This window comes from Streptomyces sp. NPDC050610 (genome assembly GCF_040654875.1).
GTDB lineage: Bacteria > Actinomycetota > Actinomycetes > Streptomycetales > Streptomycetaceae > Streptomyces.
In genome coordinates, this window is sequence record NZ_JBFAIV010000042.1 from 1 (window position 1) to 18,485 (window position 18,485).

Annotated in this window: 13 protein-coding genes and 2 CRISPR repeat arrays; all 13 genes read left to right on the top strand. The window is 69.7% G+C overall.

Going from position 1 to position 18,485, the window contains the following annotated elements; all coding sequences use genetic code 11:
- The first annotated feature begins 123 nt into the window (after nt 1–123).
- The 13 genes from AB0I22_RS34450 to AB0I22_RS34510 all read left to right on the top strand — a co-directional run bounded on the left by AB0I22_RS34450 (nt 124) and on the right by AB0I22_RS34510 (nt 18,207).
- Nucleotides 124–648 (top strand): hypothetical protein, encoded by a 525-nt coding sequence (locus AB0I22_RS34450; protein ID WP_363134930.1) that lies wholly within the window; start codon nt 124–126, stop codon nt 646–648.
- A 52-nt stretch (nt 649–700) separates the two neighbouring features.
- On the top strand, nt 701–985 hold the full coding sequence (locus AB0I22_RS34455; RefSeq protein ID WP_363134931.1) for a hypothetical protein: 285 nt from the start codon (nt 701–703) through the stop codon (nt 983–985).
- Nucleotides 986–1,151: 166 nt separating this feature from the next.
- A CRISPR array of direct repeats spans nt 1,152–1,912; the repeat unit is 29 nt; unit sequence GGGTCCAGCCCCGCGTGCGCGGGGACCAC.
- 1,309 nt (nt 1,913–3,221) lie between these two features.
- Nucleotides 3,222–7,976, top strand: coding sequence for a type I-E CRISPR-associated protein Cse1/CasA (casA, locus tag AB0I22_RS34460; protein WP_363134975.1), 4,755 nt, complete (start codon nt 3,222–3,224; stop codon nt 7,974–7,976).
- Nucleotides 7,973–8,869: a type I-E CRISPR-associated protein Cse2/CasB gene (gene casB / locus AB0I22_RS34465; protein ID WP_363134932.1), complete on the top strand. Its 897-nt coding sequence runs from the start codon at nt 7,973–7,975 to the stop codon at nt 8,867–8,869. The genes casA and casB overlap by 4 nt, the downstream gene beginning before the upstream one ends.
- Nucleotides 8,870–8,972: 103 nt before the next feature.
- Nucleotides 8,973–10,178 carry a type I-E CRISPR-associated protein Cas7/Cse4/CasC gene (gene cas7e / locus AB0I22_RS34470; RefSeq protein ID WP_363134933.1) on the top strand — a complete coding sequence of 402 codons (1,206 nt, stop codon included), beginning with the start codon at nt 8,973–8,975 and terminating at the stop codon, nt 10,176–10,178.
- Entirely contained in the window at nt 10,175–10,927 is a 753-nt protein-coding gene (gene cas5e / locus AB0I22_RS34475) for a type I-E CRISPR-associated protein Cas5/CasD (protein WP_363134934.1), read from the top strand. The genes cas7e and cas5e overlap by 4 nt, the downstream gene beginning before the upstream one ends.
- On the top strand, nt 10,927–11,655 hold the full coding sequence (gene cas6e / locus AB0I22_RS34480; RefSeq protein ID WP_363134935.1) for a type I-E CRISPR-associated protein Cas6/Cse3/CasE: 729 nt from the start codon (nt 10,927–10,929) through the stop codon (nt 11,653–11,655). Before cas5e ends, cas6e begins: the two co-directional genes overlap by 1 nt.
- A complete protein-coding gene (gene cas1e, locus AB0I22_RS34485) occupies nt 11,652–12,605 on the top strand; it encodes a type I-E CRISPR-associated endonuclease Cas1e (protein ID WP_363134936.1) in 954 nt (317 codons plus the stop codon). The genes cas6e and cas1e overlap by 4 nt, the downstream gene beginning before the upstream one ends.
- Nucleotides 12,602–12,964, top strand: coding sequence for a type I-E CRISPR-associated endoribonuclease Cas2e (cas2e, locus tag AB0I22_RS34490; RefSeq protein ID WP_363134937.1), 363 nt, complete (start codon nt 12,602–12,604; stop codon nt 12,962–12,964). The genes cas1e and cas2e overlap by 4 nt, the downstream gene beginning before the upstream one ends.
- Before the next feature lie 101 nt (nt 12,965–13,065).
- Nucleotides 13,066–14,618: a CRISPR direct-repeat array (repeat unit 29 nt; unit sequence GTGGTCCCCGCGCACGCGGGGCTGTTCCC).
- Nucleotides 14,619–15,163: 545 nt separating this feature from the next.
- A complete protein-coding gene (locus AB0I22_RS34495; RefSeq protein WP_363134938.1) occupies nt 15,164–15,562 on the top strand; it encodes a DUF6234 family protein in 399 nt (132 codons plus the stop codon).
- A 288-nt stretch (nt 15,563–15,850) separates the two neighbouring features.
- The gene (locus AB0I22_RS34500) at nt 15,851–16,483 is read left to right on the top strand and encodes a DUF4386 family protein (RefSeq protein WP_363134939.1); all 633 of its coding nucleotides are present in this window, start codon (nt 15,851–15,853) and stop codon (nt 16,481–16,483) included.
- Nucleotides 16,484–16,545: 62 nt separating this feature from the next.
- A complete protein-coding gene (locus tag AB0I22_RS34505; RefSeq protein WP_363134940.1) occupies nt 16,546–17,280 on the top strand; it encodes a DUF4386 domain-containing protein in 735 nt (244 codons plus the stop codon).
- A 351-nt stretch (nt 17,281–17,631) separates the two neighbouring features.
- Nucleotides 17,632–18,207, top strand: a complete 576-nt coding sequence (locus AB0I22_RS34510; RefSeq protein ID WP_363134941.1) for an SDR family oxidoreductase — start codon at nt 17,632–17,634, stop codon at nt 18,205–18,207.
- Nucleotides 18,208–18,485 lie beyond the last annotated feature (278 nt).

The window sequence follows — 18,485 nt, forward strand, 5'->3', positions numbered from 1 at the left end:
GTACAGTGCGGTCAGCAGGGCGTCCAGGTTGTTCGTCACACAACGATCTTGGACGCCCTGTCTGCGTTCCCGGACACACCGTCAGCATTCGGAATAACTCGTCTAGTCGGGGAGCCGCCGCCCGTGCGTATCCCGGCGGTGGAGTGGGCGGCCTGGCTGGCCGACGAGGCGGTGCGGGCCCGCTACTGGGCCAAGGTCCACCGCACGTCTTCGACGTCGGGCTGCTGGTTCTTCTTCGGCGGCATCTCCAGTACGGGCCACGCGAGTTTCCGGGCGGCGTCACTGCCCGGCCGGACCCGGCGCGGCACGGTGCCAGGCCATTTGTACGGCTACCAGCTCGCGCACGGAGTGATCCCGCGCCTCGGCTGGGACCACGAGAGCCCGACCGTCTGCCACACCTGTGACAACCACTCGTGCCAGCAGCCGACACACCTTCGCCTCGGAACGCCGAAGCAGAACCGGGCGGAATGGCTGGCCCGGCGCCGGGACCCGGGCAGCCCGCTGGCCGACCTGCGCGGTCCAGCCGGCCGCTCGCGGGCGATCGGCGCCGCGATACGAGCCGGACGCGCGGGCGGCAAGTCCGAAGCGGAGATCACCCGTCGGGTTCAGACGGTGATCTCCGCGGGGCGCCCTCTGAGCCTCTGGTGATCACAAACCGCGAACCAGCCATCCGCCCTCGAACCGGAAAGGATCAATAGGGATGAGCGACGACTACCCCTTCTACGAGCCCTTCGGGCCGGACTACGTGCGCCCGTCGCCGGCCGACTGCCCGCACTGCCCGTGCCACACCCTCCGCGTCTGTGAGGGTTTCCAGTGGCACCGCGCCGAGCGGCCGGTTTACAGCGACGGCAGTGCGTACGACGAGCCGTGCCCCTGCGAGAAGGCCGCGGCTCAGCCGGAGGACCGCACCGTGCTGATCGAGCTGGACGGCATCCCAATCGGCGGAAGGCCCCCGGGTTCCGCTTGTTCCCTTCAGGGTCCGTGAACAGCAGCGCATCTTTAGCAAGACGCTTGGCGCGGCTCCGAAGTGTCTGGTCAACCTCGTACAGGGTCCTCGCATGCGCGGGGACCACTCGTCCCTTTAGGGGAGCGTCTGCGCGAGCCGGGAAAAGCCCCGCGTCCACGAGCACGGAGTCATGATGCCCCATGTCGGGTCCAGCCCCGCGTGCGCGGGGACCACTTGGTCGGCAGGCACAGGATGTCGGAGGCCCTGGGTCCGGCCCCGCGTGCGCGGGGACCACGTCGGGGTCGGCGGGCCGGTGCCAGTGGTCGAGGGTCCAGCCCCGCGTGCGCGGGGACCACATCCGCACCCCCACCGTGGTCGCCTGACGGCCGGGTCCAGCCCCGCGTGCGCGGGGACCACGACGTCTACGACACCCCCGCACACACCCTGATGGGTCCAGCCCCGCGTGCGCGGGGACCACATCGCGTCGACCACCCCGAAGCCGCGGACCGAGGGTCCAGCCCCGCGTGCGCGGGGACCACCGTGACGCAGCCGACGTGAACGCGGCGCCCTCGGGTCCAGCCCCGCGTGCGCGGGGACCACGCCTGGCGGTCGAGACGGTCGCGCTCCTGCGTGGGTCCAGCCCCGCGTGCGCGGGGACCACGAGCAGCCTGACCGGGACACGGTGAGCGACTCCGGTCCAGCCCCGCGTGCGCGGGGACCACACCGGCAACGGGGCATGTTGCTGGCGGTCCGGGGGTCCAGCCCCGCGTGCGCGGGGACCACGGTTTCCTCGCTGGCCGTCCCCGTGTCGGTGGGGGTCCAGCCCCGCGTGCGCGGGGACCACCGTCCGCCGCGCGGACGGCGCTGCGGCTTTCGGGGTCCAGCCCCGCGTGCGCGGGGACCACGCAATTATCATCGGCCGCAAAGAGGGCGTCTGGGGTCCAGCCCCGCGTGCGCGGGGACCACAGGCGCCGACCTGCAGTTTCATTTCACGGGAGGCCGGATTTTACCCACTACGGCAGACTCCGACATTTGCCGCATTGCACTCCTAGAGTGACCTCGCGCCGGCGGTTCACAGGTCTTGGCGGTCAGACCGATACAGTGACGGGTGGAAGGGTAGCGCCATGCGCCACCCGGGGAATTGACGCCGACCGCTCCGCAACCCTCCGGAGGGGTTCACGCCCCGAACAGCCCCCATCCACACGAACGAGTGCGGCTCCGCGTGAGGGGCCTACCAGGAGTAGCTACTGTCATCTTCTGCGGCCAGCCTCAAACCGTGGAGTATGGATTGGTCCCCGCACACGCGGGGCTGTCCCGTGGGGAGGTGACGACCCTGGGTGATCCCCGCGTACGCGGGGCTTTCTCCGCACCCCGGTCGACGCCCGCAAGCCTTACATCTCGCTCCGTCCGTGCGGGATGGTTTTCACCTCGTGCAGCCGGGCTTCCTGCGCACCGGAAACGCCCCGCACGTACAGCGCTTCCATCGGAAGCGAACCTGCTGACGGGGCCCAGGCAAGCCCCTTGTGTGCCCCCGGGGGCTCCTGCCCGCGTCGCCTGACAGCCCTTCGGCGATGTGGCTGATGATGTCAACGCGTTCGGGATTGGTTCGCATGGGACGCATCGGCAGGCAAGGGCACTGTCCGGGAGGACCGCGAAAGCGCCTGGGAAGCAACCAGGTTGGGACGACGGCGATGCCAGTGAGGGTGTGCATCGAGTTACAGGACGAGAGCGAACTGGGGAGGTAAAGATTCACCCGCCACCCTGCAACTACCGTTTCACGCAGGGGACTTCAGGTGCGCTACGATCCCCATCCGCCGCTCCAGAGCGGGTCTTCACGCCAACGCGCGTGAGGCCCGCTCCCTCCTCGTAGTGGCGAGGAGAGGCGGGCCCCAGCATGTCCCTAACCCAACACAGGAACGCGAGGAGCTTACCAATGCGCCCTCCCACCCCACTTGACCGCACCCTCGAACGACCCCCGGCCGCCAGCGCGATCGGGCTGGTCGTCACTTCCCTCACCGTCGCCCCGGCTACGCCATCGCCGCAAGCGCCATGGCTGTGGGGAGCGGTCGTGGTCATGGTCGTAGTGCTCGTACTGGTCGACTCCAGGTTCTCGACGCGCCGAGCTTGACCCGAGCGGCAGGGCCGGGCGACGTCGGAGTTGTCCGATGTCGCCCGGCCAGCTTGGAACCGTGCCCCCCTACACCGGTTCCGGGCACCGCGAGAAGGCTTTTGGCGTATCGGCTCCGATGGAGGGTTCGGGATGTCTGATGCTTCTATGAGTGTGGCGGCTGAGGCCCGTTCCTCGGCGTTTCAGGGGTTGCCCTCGGCGGCGCGAGTGGCGTGGGCGAAGCACGACCGTAAGACGGAGGGCTGGCTTCCGTTGTGGCGGCACATGGCTGACAGTGCGGCTGTGGCTGGGGAGTTGTGGGAGCGCTGGGCGCCCCGGTCGGTCAGGGGGCTGGTGGCTGACGCTTTGCCGGGCGCGGAGGGAGATGCTCTTCGGCTGGTGCGGTTCCTCGCAGGGGTGCACGACGTCGGGAAGGCCACGCCCGCCTTCGCCTGCCAGGTCGAATCTCTTGCTGTAGGCATGCGGGACGCCGGGCTCGACATGTTGACCATGAAGGAGTACGGGACGGACCGTCGTCTGGCGCCGCATGGGCTTGCCGGGCAGTTGTTGTTGCAGGAGTGGCTGGAGGAACGGTTCGGGCTCGCGGGCCGGGTGGCAGGGCAGTTCGCGGTTGTTGTGGGTGGGCATCATGGGGTACCGCCGGAGCATCAGCACATTCACGATCTCCAGCTTCGCCCTCATCTCCTGCGGCATCCCGGCGCGACTGAACAACGGTGGCGCGAAGTGCAGTTCGCGCTGATGGACGCGTGCGCGCAAGCCGCCGGGGTGACGGACCGGTTCGCGCAGTGGGCGGGGGTGCGGCTGCCGCAGACGGCGCAGGTGCTGCTGTCCTCGGTGGTGATCGTCTCCGACTGGATCGCCAGTGCGCCGGAGCTCTTCCCGTACGACCCGCAGCCGTGGCAGCCGGCCGGTGCGGTCGGGGAACAGCGTCGGCTGCGGGCCGCCTGGGTAGGGCTGGACCTGCCGGGACCATGGAAGCCGGAGATGCCGCAGGAGCCAGTGTCGGAGCTGTTCGCGGCGCGTTTCCCGCAGTTGCGAGGCTTCGAAGTGCGTCCGGTGCAGGTCGAGGCCGTAAGGGCGGCGCGCGCGATGCCCGAGCCGGGCCTGCTGGTGATCGAAGCACCCATGGGAGAGGGCAAGACGGAGGCCGCACTGGCCGCTTCGGAGGTACTCGCCGCGCGGTCGGGGGCGGGCGGGGTGCTGGTGGCGCTGCCGACGCGGGCGACCAGCGATGCGATGTTCGGCCGCTTGACGGGGTGGCTGGATGCGCTCCCGCGCGAGGAGGAGGATCCGCTCTCGGTCGTACTCGCGCATGCCAAGGCCGCCTTGAACGGCACGTGGAGCGGCATGCTGCGAGAAGGGCGGCGGGCCATCACCGCAGTCGATCCGGACGGGGAGGCCGAGGGTGCGGCCACCGGTGGCCGGCCGGCGGGGCTGCATGCGCACGCGTGGTTGCGGGGGCGGAAGAAGCAGCTCCTGGCGTCGTTCGCGGTGGGGACGATCGATCAGGTGCTGTTCGCCGGGCTGAAGAGCCGGCACCTGGCACTCCGGCACCTGGCAGTGGCCGGCAAGGTCGTGATCATTGACGAGGTGCACGCCTACGACGCGTACATGAGCCGGTATCTGGAGCGGGTGCTGGAGTGGCTGGCGGCCTACCGCGTACCCGTGGTCCTGCTGTCCGCGACGCTCCCGGCCGAGCGCCGACGCGCACTGGCCGCCGCGTACGCGGGGAAGTCCGGGGCCACGGGGGTCGAGACCGACGCCGACGCCTATCCCTTGGTGACTGCGGCGTCGCCGGGCTGCCAGACCGTGAGCGTACGTCCGCAGGCGGCCTCGGAGCGCCGCACCGAGGTGGTGGTGGAGCGGTTCGACGACGACGTGAGCAAGTTGGCCGACCGGTTGGAGGAGGAACTGGCCGACGGGGGCTGTGCGCTAGTCGTCCGCAACACGGTGGCCCGGGTGCTGGACGCGGCGGAGGTGCTGCGCGAGAGGTTCGGGGACGAGGCGGTGACGGTCGCGCACTCCCGTTTCCTGGCTGCTGACCGGGCGGCGAAGGACGCGGACCTGGTGCGGCGGTTCGGGCCGGGCAGCGACGAACGCCCCAGTCGGCATGTGGTGGTGGCCAGCCAGGTGGTCGAGCAGTCGCTGGACGTCGACTTCGACGTGCTGGTCACCGACTTGGCACCGGTCGACCTGGTCCTGCAACGCATGGGACGGCTGCACCGGCACCCGAGGTCTCGCCCAGCCCGGCTGCGCCAGGCACGGTGCCTGATCACCGGAGTAGACGACTGGCAGGCCGCGCCTCCCCTCCCCGTCAAGGGCTCACAGGCGGTCTACGAGGGCGCTTTCACGCTGCTGGCCTCGCTCGCCGTGCTCGGCCCGTACCTGGACGGCGCGCCCCTGTGCCTGCCGACCGACATCAGCCCGCTGGTGCAGCGGGCCTACGGCACTGATCTCGCGGTACCGCAGCCGTGGGCACAGGCGCTGGAGGAGGCGCGGGCAGTCCACACGAAGATGCTGGGCAGCAAGCGGGAGAAGGCGGAGGGCTTTCTCCTGGGGCCGGTACGGCGGGCTGGACGGCCGGTGTACGGGTGGCTGGAAGCACAGGCCGGGGACACCGACGACACCGGTAAGGGCCGGGCGCAGGTACGCGACACCGAGGAATCCCTGGAGGTCCTCGTCGTCCAGCGCCGCGCGGACGGGAACCTGACCACCGTGCCGTGGCTGCCCGACGATACGGAAGGTCCGCGGGCCGGTCTCGTCCTGCCCACTGACTTCCCGCCCGGGCGGCGCGCGGCAGAAGCGGTGGCGGCGAGTTCCCTCACCCTGCCCGCAACCTTCAGCAAGCCCTGGATGATCGACCCCACCATCGCTGAGCTGGAGACCTTGCTGGTCCCGGCCTGGCAGGTGAAGGAATGTCCGTGGCTGGACGGGGAGTTGCTTCTCGTCCTGGACGAGAAATGTCAGACCCACCTGTCAGGCTTCACTCTCCAGTACAGCCCCGTCGAAGGACTGCGGTACGAGCCCGCCGCACCATCTGATACCGACCCGCCGGCGGACGGCGAGCGGGTCTCGGCGGCGGGCGGCGAGGGCGATGGAGGGGACGGTCGGAGTGAGCAGACGAAGGACGAGGGTCGTGGTGCCGAGTGCGTTACGGAGCGGCGGAGTTGGCAGGGCGGTGCGGTGACCAGGGAGCGGCCGGCGGAGGTTGGTCCCGCCTCCTTCAATCTGGTCTCCGAGCCATGGCTGCCCGTACAGCGACAGGACGGGTCGGTGGAAGAGGTCTCTCTTACCGGGCTGTTCGCCGAGGCCGGAGAGATTCGCCGCATGGTGGGAGATCTGCCGACCCAGGAGATCGCTCTGCTGCGGCTGCTGCTGGCCATCGCCTACGACGCGTTGGCGGACGTCCACGGCGCCGCGTTCCCCGGCACGCTGGAGGACTGGGAGGAGCTGTGGCTGTCCGGCGATCCGTTCGCCGAGGTGCCCGCCTATCTCGAACGTCACCGTGACCGCTTCGACCTGTTCCATCCGGAGCAGCCCTTCTACCAGGTGGCCGGGCTGCGGACCGGCAAGGACGAGCTGGCTCCGCTCAGCCGCATCGTCACGGACGTCCCCGTCGGCTCGGTGTTCTTCAGCATGCGGCGTCCCGGCGTCTACAGCATCCCGTACGCGGAGGCGGCCCGCTGGCTGGTGCACGCGCACGCCTTCGACACCTCCGGCATCAAGTCGGCCCTGGTCGGCGACGAGGAGCGGGCGAAGGCGGGGAAGGTCTATCCACTGGGAGTGGGCTCCCTGGGAAATCTGGGCGGCATCTTCGCCGAGGGCGACTCGCTGCGCGAGACGCTGCTGCTGAACCTCCTCGCTCCCGATGAACTCGATCTCGTACAGGACAACGCCGAGGACGACCGTCCCGTGTGGCGCGGCCCGCCGTCCGGAGCCGCGCCGCGTGACTCCGGACGTCCGCTGGGGCTGCGCGACCTGTATACGTGGCAGTCCAGGCGACTGCGGCTGCACCCGGAGAACGGCGAGGTTACCGGCGTCGTTCTCGGCTACGGGGACCAGCTCGCTCTCGCGTCCCCCTGGAAGCTGGAACCCATGACGGCCTGGCGCCGCAGCCCCGTCCAGGAGAAGAAGCAGCAGCGCGGGCTGGTGTACATGCCCAAGAGGCACGACCCCGACAAGACTGCCTGGCGCGGCCTGGCCTCCCTCCTCCCCGCGCGCCAAGGCGCCGATGAGAGGGGAAAGAAGGGGGAAGCACCCCTTGAACTGCGCTCGGGCATCAGCCGGTGGTTCACCCAAGTGATCACAGAGGGGGACGTGGCCCCCGGCAAGCTGGTGCGGCTGCGCCTCGTCGGGGCCGTCTACGGCACACAGCAATCGGTGGTGGACGAGATCGTGGACGACTCCGTCGTCCTCCCGGTAGTCACCCTGCACGAGAAGAACCCGGTGTACGGCGCCGCGGCCCTGGACGGCGTCCAGTGGGCCGAGGGCGCCGTCCTCGCCCTGGGGCAACTCGCCGCAAACCTCGCCCGGGCCGCCGGGAGCGACCCCGTCCCGCCCTCCGGCGCCGCGCGGGACGCAGGGTTCGGCGCGCTCGACAGCCCTTACCGGGCGTGGCTGAGGGACCTGCTGTCCTATCCCGACCTGGAGGCGGCGCGCCAGGCGTGGAAGACCATCGTGCGCCGCCACATCGCGCGTCTGGGGCGCGAGTTGCTCGCCTCCGCCGGACCGGCGGCGGACGAGGGACGGATGGCCGAATTCCCCGGCCTCGGCTTGCGATGGGTGGACGCCGGCCGGGCCAACGTGTGGTTCGCCGGGCGCCTGAACAAGGTGCTGGGCCCGGCCGCCGGCAAGCCCCGCACCGGCCGCTTCCCCGGCGGCCTCCAGAAAGGCGACTCATGATCAGCAGCACGAGTTACACTTCGTACGCGCCGGAGGCTGGTGCGTCCGAGCGCAGCGTCGCCTTGGTGCAGCGCGCCGCCCGCCATACGATCGGCCGTCTGCAGAGCGGCTACCGCCAGGACGTCGCCTTCGCGGTTGCCGCCGTAGCGCGGCTGCGGCGCGAAGCGGGCCGCGATCCGCATGCCTCCCCTACCGCGTGGGGGCTCGACGACCTGGAAGACCTCTCCTATCTGCGGGACAAGGCGGAGCAGGAGGCGCAGGAACGCGAAGAGGGCCGGGCCGCGCCGGAGCGCCTCTCGGCCCGCGCGCGGCAGCGGACCGAGGCGCGGCAGGAGCAGGAGGAACAGGCCGTACACCTGGCGGTGACCCTGTGGGCCCTGCACCAGCAGTCCGTCCGCGACGCCCCGATGCACCAGAGCGGCTGGTACCTCGGGCGGTCGGTGCGGCGGCTCGCCCACGGCAGGACCGGCACCCAGCACCCGCGCCAGGGCGAGGCGCCCGACGCTGGGGAAGGCGGCTCCGAAGACGGCAGCCCAGGGAAGGGCGGTTCCGAAGACCGCAGCCCCGGAGCCAGTGGCCCCGGAGAGAGCGGTTCCGAGGGCAGTGGGTCCCGGTCCGATCGGCAGCCCGTCGAAGACGTCAACGAGGCAATCCGCAAACGTTTCGTCCGGCTCGGCACGTCGACGGACTTCGACGTCCTGAGCGGACGCCTTCGCCAGATCGTGCTCCTGCTGCGGACCGCACGCATCCCCCTGGACTATAGCTACCTCGCGGGCCAGCTCTGGCTCTGGCAGAACGAACCGCTCCAGGACGGCGTACGGCGCGCCTGGGGCCGCGAGTTCCACCTCACGTACGCCGCGCAGTTCCCGGCCGACGACGCCGACGCTGTGTGACGCTCTCCAGCGCGCGCACCACCGGACACGCCTCCGGGACACCCCCCTCCATACGTCATCCGACGGGCCCGACGAGCAGGGCCGTGAGCAGAATGGATCCACGGTGACTCGAACCATCCTCGACATCCATATCCTCCAGACCGTCCCCCCGAGCAATCTCAATAGGGACGACACCGGTACCCCCAAATCTGCCATTTTCGGCGGGGTGCGGCGTGCTCGTGTGTCCAGCCAGGCGTGGAAGCGCGCCACCCGGCGGGCGTTCCAGGACCTCCTGCCTCCGGCGGATCTGGGCGTGCGGACCAAGAAGGTAGCCGCCGCGCTGGCCGAACGGATCGTCGCGCGGAACACGGCATTGGAGCCGGTGGCCGTGCAACTCGCCACCGAGGTACTCAAGGCCGCGACCGGCTCGGCCATCGTGGAACCTAAGCGCAAGTCCAAGGCCGCCGACGGGGAGGAGAGCTCCGAGGCTCCCGAGTCGTCGTACCTGATGTTCCTGAGCAGTCGGCAGTTGGACGCTCTCGCCGAGCTGGCCATGACGGGAGGCGGCGAGGACGGGGACCCGAAGGCACTCGCCAAGTACCTCAAGGACAAGGAGAACAAGGCCCGCGCCAGGCAGGCCGTCGACTCCCAGCACTCGGTCGACATCGCGTTGTTCGGCAGGATGGTCGCCGACTCCGCCGATCTGAACGTGGACGCGGCCACGCAGGTGGCCCACGCCCTCAGCGTGCACAAGTCGGACATCGAGTCCGACTACTACACGGCGGTCGACGACCGCAGCCGGGAGGACGAGAGCGGCGCGGGAATGATCGGCACCATCGACTTCAACTCCGCCACGCTCTACCGCTACGCCGCCGTGGACGTCGACCGGCTGCGACACAACCTCGGGGACGGGCTGCGCGACAACGAGTCGCCCACCACGCCGGTGGAGAAGGCTGTCGGGGCCTTTCTGGAAGCATTCATCACCTCCCTGCCGACCGGGAAGATCAACACCTTCGGCAACCACACCCTCCCCTCGGCCGTGCTCGTCAAGGTGCGCGACCGCTGGCCCGTCAGCTTCGTAGGCGCCTTCGAGGAGCCGGTGCCCAAGACCTCGGCCGGTGGTTACCTGCGCCAGAGCTGCCGCAAATTGGCCGAGTTCGTACCCGAGCTGGAGCGCCAGTACGGGATCACCGACCAGGAACAGAGCTGGGTGTTCCGGGTGGGCGAGGAGACCAGTGCCCTCGGCGAGCTCGGCACGGAAGTCTCCCTGGCCACGCTCGTGGATGAGGTCTCGGAGGCGGTGGGCCGACGGCTGGGGCGTGGCGCATGACCGCGCTGCTGCTCCGGCTGGCGGGCCCGATGCAGTCCTGGGGTGCTGCCGCGCGCTTCGCCCGCCGCAGCACGGAGAACGCCCCCACCAAGAGCGGAGTGCTCGGCCTGCTCGCCGCCGCACAGGGCCGGCCCCGGGACGCTGACCTGTCCGACCTGGCCGCGTTGCGCTTCGGCGTACGGATCGACCAACCCGGATCCCGCATGCGGGACTTCCACACCGCGCACCACGCCGACTCCGGCAAGGCCATGCCGCTCTCGGAGCGCTACTACCTCGCCGACGCGGTGTTCGTCGCGGGTGTGGAGGGCGACGCCACGCTGCTCCAACAGCTGCATGAGGCGCTCCGGGCTCCGTACTACCTTCCGTACCTCGGGCGCCGCTCCTGCCCGCCGTCCCGGCCAGTGGAGATGGGCCCGCCCGCGGACACCTCCCTGGAGGACGCGCTGCGCGGCGTTCCATGGCAGGCGTCCCGCTGGTACGTACGGCAACTGGAGCACGCTGCTGAGTACGATGGCGGACCTTCCGGAACGGAGCCACTGGAGCTGCTGCTCGACTGCCCGCCGGACGAGATGCCGCACCTCTCGCAGCGCGATACCCCGGTCAGCTTCGACCCCCGCCACCGGCGCTACGAACTGCGCGGCCTGATCACCGACCGGGCCGCGCCCGCGTCCCACGACCCGACCACCGGTCTGCGGCCGGTGGGCCCTGGTGACGAGAGCACCACGGAGAGCCTCCCGAGGACCGACTGATGTACCTGACGCGCTTCCGCATCAACACCGCCCGCACCGAGGCCAGGCGGCTGCTGGGTTCACCGCACTTCATGCACGGCGCGGTCAACATGGCCTTCCCCATGCCCCCGCCCCGCCAGGGGCAGGGCCCCCGTGTGCTCTGGCGGCTCGACCACAACCCCTCCGGCCGCCCCGACCTGTTCATCGTCAGCCCCGGCAAGCCGGACCTCACGCACCTCGTCGAGCAGGTGGGCTGGCCCACCGCCGAAGAGCCGGGGTGGACGACGTTCGCCTACGCGGAATTCCTGGACACCCTCAAACAAGGAGACACCTGGGGCTTCCGCCTCACCGCCAACCCCGTCCACCACATCCGTAAACCGGGCAGCACCGAGGGCACCCCCACTAAGCGGACCGCGCACCTGACCCCCAAACACCAGGTGCGATGGCTCCTCGAACGTCAGGAGACCGCCGGCTTCGAGATCACACGTACGCCCGACGCGCGACGCCTGCTGCCCGGCACCGACGGCAATCCCGGCGACGAACACGAGGTGATCGTGCACAACCGCGTCCCCCACCAGTTCCGCAAACGCGAGCCCGGCTCCCGCGGCGACGTCCGGTTCGTGCGCGTCACCTTCGACGGCAGGCTGCGCATCACCGACCCCGACGCCCTCCGCCGCACGCTCACCCAGGGCCTGGGCAAAGCCAAGGCATACGGCTGCGGCCTGATGACCCTGGCCCCGGCCCGATGAGCACCGTCAGCCGCCGGGCCGCCTCCACACCCCGCGAACTCCACCGGGTCGGCGACCGGCTCTCCTTCGTCTACCTGGAGCGGTGCACCGTCCACCGCGACGACAACGCCATCACCGCCACGGACACCGATGGCATCACCCACATCCCCGCCGCCACCATCGGAACGCTCCTGCTGGGCCCCGGCACCCGGGTCACCCACCAGGCCATGTCCGTACTCGGTGAGTGCGGGGCCGGGGTGGTGTGGGTGGGCGAGCACGGCGTGCGCTACTACGCCGGCGGCCGGGCACTCACCCGCTCCTCCGCCCTCGCCGAAGCACACGCCACCGCCTGGGCGAATCGCCGCACGCGGCTGGAGGTCGCCCGGGACATGTACCGCCTGCGGTTCCCCGACGAGGACCCGGGCGGGCATACCCGCGACGAACTGCTGCGAATGGAAGGCCGCCGCCTCAAGGATTGCTACCGGCGGGAATCCGCCCGCACCGGGGTCCCCTGGCGACGCCGCGAATACCACCACGGCGACTTCTCTGCGGGCGACGCGCCCAACCAGGGCGTGACCGCGGCCGCACAGTGCATGTACGGCATCGCGCAGGCGGTAGTCACAGCACTCGGCTGCTCACCGGCGCTCGGCTTCGTCCACTCCGGCCACGAACGCTCCTTCGTCCTGGACATCGCCGACCTCTACAAGACCGACATCGCCATCCCCGCCGCGTTCGACGCGGCCGCACACGGCCCCGACGACGTCGCCACCCGCACCCGACGAGCCCTGCGCGACCGCATCAACGAAACCGCCCTGCTGGACCGCTGCGTACGCGACATCAAGCAACTCCTGCGCCACGACGAGCCCCAGACCGGCGAAGCGACGGAAGCCCAGGACCGCGTCACCCTCCAGACCGACGGCGGCCTCCACCTCGACAGCGGCCGCAACTACGGGGAAGAGCCCATCTGGTGACCGTCATCATCCTCGCCAACTGCCCCGCAGGACTCCGAGGCTTCCTCACCCGCTGGCTCCTCGAACTCTCGCCCGGCGTCTTCCTCGGCTCCCCCTCCGCTCGCGTACGGGACGTCCTGTGGGCCGAGGTACGCGAATACTCCGGCAAGGGCCGCGCCCTGCTCGCCTACCAGACCAACAACGAACAAGGCTTCACCTTCGAAACCCACGACCACGCCTGGCACCCCACCGACCACGAAGGACTCACCCTCCTCCGCCGCCCCAACCCCACCCAACCGCACAAGACCACCCGCCCGACCGACCCCCCGAAACAGGGCTGGAGCAAGGCCGCTAAGCGACGCCGATTCGGAAGAGGTTGAAAGCGATTGGGATATTTGATTCCTATATGGCCGCCATGCCGGAATCTGCAGTAGTGGGTAAAATCCGCTGTCCAGCGCCATAAAACCCCAGGTCGCGCCCTGTGGTCCCCGCGCACGCGGGGCTGTTCCTTCTTCGGCGACTTCGGCTTGCCGGGAACGGGAGTGGTCCCCGCGCACGCGGGGCTGTTCCCGAACGGAAACTCCATGACCATCGTGGATCGCGGTGGTCCCCGCGCACGCGGGGCTGTTCCCATCACTCGGGATTCCAAGAAAGCCACGGTGTAGTGGTCCCCGCGCACGCGGGGCTGTTCCCTGTCCCCCGACGCTAGGAACGCCATGCACCGTGTGGTCCCCGCGCACGCGGGGCTGTTCCCCGTACGGCACTCGCGATGGTGATCACCGTCGCGTGGTCCCCGCGCACGCGGGGCTGTTCCCGCTCCTGGACACGCTGGTGAACCCGGAGGTGCGTGGTCCCCGCGCACGCGGGGCTGTTCCCAGCCTCGGCGCGGAGCGGCAGTGCAACATCTTGTGGTCCCCGCGCACGCGGGGCTGTTCCCTCCACCGCCTGACGCCAGCTCTCCGGAAGGTGGTGGTCCCCGCGCACGCGGGGCTGTTCCCTCCCCGGTGAAGCCGTGGATGCGCACCGAATTGTGGTCCCCGCGCACGCGGGGCTGTTCCCCGGCCGCGCAAGCGCATTCCGTGTGGTCTCCTGTGGTCCCCGCGCACGCGGGGCTGTTCCCTCACCAGGGCCGAACCGGTCAGCGCCGTGTTCGTGGTCCCCGCGCACGCGGGGCTGTTCCCGAGGCTCTGGAGATCGCCGGGATCGTGCGAAGGTGGTCCCCGCGCACGCGGGGCTGTTCCCTGTCACCCTCGGAATGTTCACGGTGGGATTTCGTGGTCCCCGCGCACGCGGGGCTGTTCCACCGATCGCGCGCGCACGACGGGCAGAGGGTCAGTGGTCCCCGCGCACGCGGGGCTGTTCCCCCACCGGTCCGGGGCGGGCGGCCCCCGCCCCGGTGGTCCCCGCGCACGCGGGGCTGTTCCCGACAAGACCACCACCCCCGAGCCGCAGCCGGTGTGGTCCCCGCGCACGCGGGGCTGTTCCCTGCGCGCCCGCGCGCTGCTGTGGCGAGTGCTGGTGGTCCCCGCGCACGCGGGGCTGTTCCTCAGGGAGTGCAGCGCTGCGGGTGGGGTGGTCAGTGGTCCCCGCGCACGCGGGGCTGTTCCCCGCAACGCGGACGCCGTACGGCCCTTCGCCGCGTGGTCCCCGCGCACGCGGGGCTGTTCCCTGCTGCGCGGCCAGGCCGTCGCCGACGCACGGGTGGTCCCCGCGCACGCGGGGCTGTTCCCTGTTCGCTGCCGGGTTCCAGGCCGAGGCGGGCGTGGTCCCCGCGCAGCGGGGCTGTTCCCGGACGCCAGGCCGGTGACGCGCTGTACGTTGAGTGGTCCCCGCGCACGCGGGGCTGTTCCCCCGGCCCTCCTTAAGGAACACACCCACAAGACGTGGTCCCCGCGCACGCGGGGCTGTTCCCTGACGGAGCACTACTTCGGTCTCAAATACGATGTGGTCCCCGCGCACGCGGGGCTGTTCCTCGTGGCGACGCTCGCCCGACAGGACGGCCGAGGTGGTCCCCGCGCACGCGGGGCTGTTTCGCCGCCCGCGTGGAACTTCTTGACCGACTTTGCGTTCTCCTCGCCAACGCGCCTTCCCCGCGGGAACACAATCGGGAGCCGACGCCCTCACATTGTCCCCACATCACCGACTTCTCTTCGCTCGACGGTCACCCCCGATCAATGCGCCCAAGGCCCAAGCCCGTTACCGAAAGTCATCACCATCAAGGCAGGTCAAAGCTCTGGAAACCCCCTGCACACACCCTCCCGTCAGGGGGTTTCCAGGGAGTTCGACCGCTACTCAGGGGGTATCCAGGGGGCGTCAGCGCGGGACGAGCCGGGACGCTGTGGGTGCGGTGTTCCCGGTGTTTTCGCAGGTCAGCTGCCCATTGGATGAAGATCTTCGCAGGTCGACCGTCTGCCGCATCCATGAAGGTGAAATACAAGGAGACGGCGCGGGGCGGGCTCGCGGTCAACGTCATTGAGTGCTGACTGACCTGCGGAGACTCCGTCGTTTCGGCCGGAACGACGTCGCGCATGAGTACGCGTACTCATGCGCACCGCCGCCAGGCTCGGCACTCTGCCGCCATGACGAACACCCTTCCGGCGTCGGAGCGCCGGCGCCCCTGGTCGCACCGAACACGCCAGGGCGTGGACCTCGCCCTCGCCATCCCGCTGCTCCTGCTGGAGACGGCGTGGCTCGTGCTGGACTGGATGTTCGGCCTCGGCTTGGAGGCATGGGCAGCGCAAGGGGACCAGGACCGGATCGACGCGGCCGCCCTCGCGCACATCGGGCGGGTGTGGGTGGTGCTGATCGGCGTACTCGTCGTGGCGGTTCTCGCGGGAGTCTTCCGTGCCCGCTGGACGGTGATCGCGCACCTGCTGGTTGCCCTCCTGGCCTGCGGGGTGCTGGTGACCGCGCAGCACCAGCGGGACCATAGCCACGCCCCGCCGCCGGGGTGCGTCCGCTACAGCGCGCACTGCTGAGTGAGTCGGGCGCGGCTCCGGGCTCGCTGTAGGCGTTGCGGCGCCCGCGTTCTTCTCCGCTGTTCGGAAAATGTCCGTCTGGAAAATGTCCGTTCGGGCCCTGGCGGGCTGACGCCGGCAAGAGGAGGCTCACAAGGACTCGGCCCTCCGGACCCGGCCGTGACGGCTCCCGAGAGGAGCCCGGCGTTGTCCGCGCCCTTGCCGGCCCGCATGGGGAACGCACATCAGCACCGGTCATCGGCGCACGTCGGTACGGTTTCCGTGATGACAGCACGGAGGAGAATGCGCATGCCGCACAGGAAAACCGCCATTCTCGTGGGGCTGCTCTTCATCTCGTCCACGATCACCTTCGCGGCGGGCAGCTCCCTCGTGCAATCCTATTTCTCCGATGCGAAGCCGAGCAGCATGCTGTTCTTCGGGGTTTTTCTTGAGTGGTACACGGCTTTGGCGATAGCCGCAATCGGCATCGCGTTGCTCCCCGTACTCAAGCCGCACGGGAGGCGCCTGTCGGCTGGTTATCTCACTCTTCGGGCCGCGGAAGGAACAGCGATCCTCGTGGTGGGGGTCTATTTCCTGGCGAGCAAACATCAATTCGCGGATTACGACCTGATCATCTATGCCCTGTCCGGCGTCGGGGGACTCATCCTTTCCTACCTGCTGCTGCGCTCCGGGCTGGTCGCCATGTGGCTGTCGCTGCTCGGGCTAGCGGGCTACGCGGCACTCCTGGCAGGAGTGCTGGCCGATGCACTGGGAGCGGCTGATCTCGACGCCGGCGCCGGGATCGCGTTCCTCGTTCCCGGCGGCCTGTTCGAAATAGCGTTTCCCCTGCTGCTCATTTTCAGGGGTTTTCGCGCTGTCGAACCGGCCGCCTCCGCGACGGCCGGTAACGCGGGAGTGTCGTCCCGCAGACCTCGCGGGTGACTTCAGTCGCCCAGGAGCAGCCAGGGGCTCCCCGTCCAGACATTGTCATCCGGGAGGGAAGCATGGAGGCTTCGGATTCAGCGAAGCGAGAGATGCGCGGAGCGGCACTGGCCGCAGGGATCGGGATTCTGGCGATGGCCGTACTCGCCGCCTTCGCCAATTTCGCCGCCGTGGAGAATCTTGTCACCGAAGGAGATGCCGAGAGGACAGCGCACGACATACACAATTCCGAGGTGATGTTCCGCTGCGGTGTCGCCGCGTTCGCGTTGGTGGTCGTTCTCGATGTCATAGTGGCCTGGACACTGCTGACTTTCTTCGCTCCGGTGCACAAGGGCCTCTCCACGCTTGCGGCGTGGTTCCGGCTCGCGTACGCGGCGGTGCTCATGGTCGCCGTAGGCCAACTGGCCGGAGTGCCCGCGCTCACTGGGGACGACGCACGGTCGGGTGCGTCGAGTGCGTCGAGTGCGTCGAGTGCGTCGAGTGCGGGCAGGATGCATGAAGAGGCGCTGACGAAGGTCGACGCCTTTCACGACACCTGGGATGCCGGGCTCATTCTCTTCGCCTTCCACTTGCTGACGCTCGGGTGCCTTGCCTACAGGTCGGGGTACGTACCCAAGGTCCTGGGCCCCCTGCTCGTGATCGCGGGGCTGGGCTACTTGGTGGACAGCTTCGGCGCCCTGCTCTCGGCCGGCTATTCGGCCGAGATCGCCATGTTCGCCTTTGTCGGTGAGTTCCTGCTGATGGTGTGGCTCTTGGCCAAGGGCAGGACAGTCACCTTGAAGGGGGCCCCGGCCTGACCGAGCGGGCCGGGGAAGCCCGCTTCGTCCTGCATCGCCAACTCCTAAGGCACGCCCGGGGCGTCGGGTTCCGGTGGTTGCCGCGGGGTGATTCGAGCGTGTTCGGTGACGCCTTCCTGCCGCAATTCCTCGCGCCGGGTCTCGCCGTCCTGGCGAAGCCGCTCACGTTGTGTTTCGCCGCGTTGCGTGATGGCTGTCTTGGCGAGTTCCGTCCCGTACCGCAGGGCGGCAGCGGAATCGGCCTTTCTGTCGCACGTCTGCTGACGGCCGAGGGCGCTCGGGTCATGGTCACGGGGCGCAGGGAGGCCACGCTGGAATCGGCGAGCCGAGAAGGGCTCGTGGCGGTGCGCAGTGCGCAGCGATGCCACCTCAAGATCCGACCTCGACGCGTTGGCGGGGAAGGTCGAGGAGGCGTTCGGCCAACTGGACGCGGTGTTCCTGAATTCGGGCATCACCGACTCGGTGTCGTTCGAGGCGACGGCCGAGGAGATGTACGACACCGTCTTCGCGGCCAACACCAGGGGGCCCTACTTCACCTTGCAGCGGCTGCTTCCGCTGCTCGCCGAGGGCAGCAGCGTGGTGCTGACCACCTCGGTCTCGAACGTGCTGGGGCAGTTGGACCACAGTGCCTACGCGGCGAGCATGGCGGCCCTCCGGTCGATGACGCGGTCCTGGGCCCGCGAGCTGCTGCCGCGTGGCGTACGCGTCAATGCGGCGAGCCCTGGGCCGATCGACACGGGAATTCTGCACAAGAGCCTGCCGGCTGAGGTGGCGGATGAAAGGGCGGCGGGTTTCGCCGCCCAGATTCCGATGCAGCGCATAGGGCATCCGGAGGAGGTCGCGCGTGCTGCCGTCTTCCTCGCCTTCGACTCGACCTACACGACTGGCGCCGAACTCGCCGTGGACGGCGGTGGCGCCCAATTGTGACGCCGCCCACGTGAACACCCTTCCAGATCAGGGGTGTTCACGTGCCGTGCCGGAGCGGGCCCGCGCTTCCCGCGCGGCCCGTCACGGCCGGGGCGTTCGTCGCCCGCTCACGGCCGTAGCGTTTGCGACCCGCTCACAGCCGGGGACGTCTGCGAGCCGCTCTCGGCCAGAGCGTTTGCGACCCGCCCTCGGCCTTTCCTGGTCGGCGGCAGCCTACGGAATTCCCGGCGTAGCCGCTGTTCCAGTCGCCGGCCTGGACAGTGCTCAGCGGCGCCGTC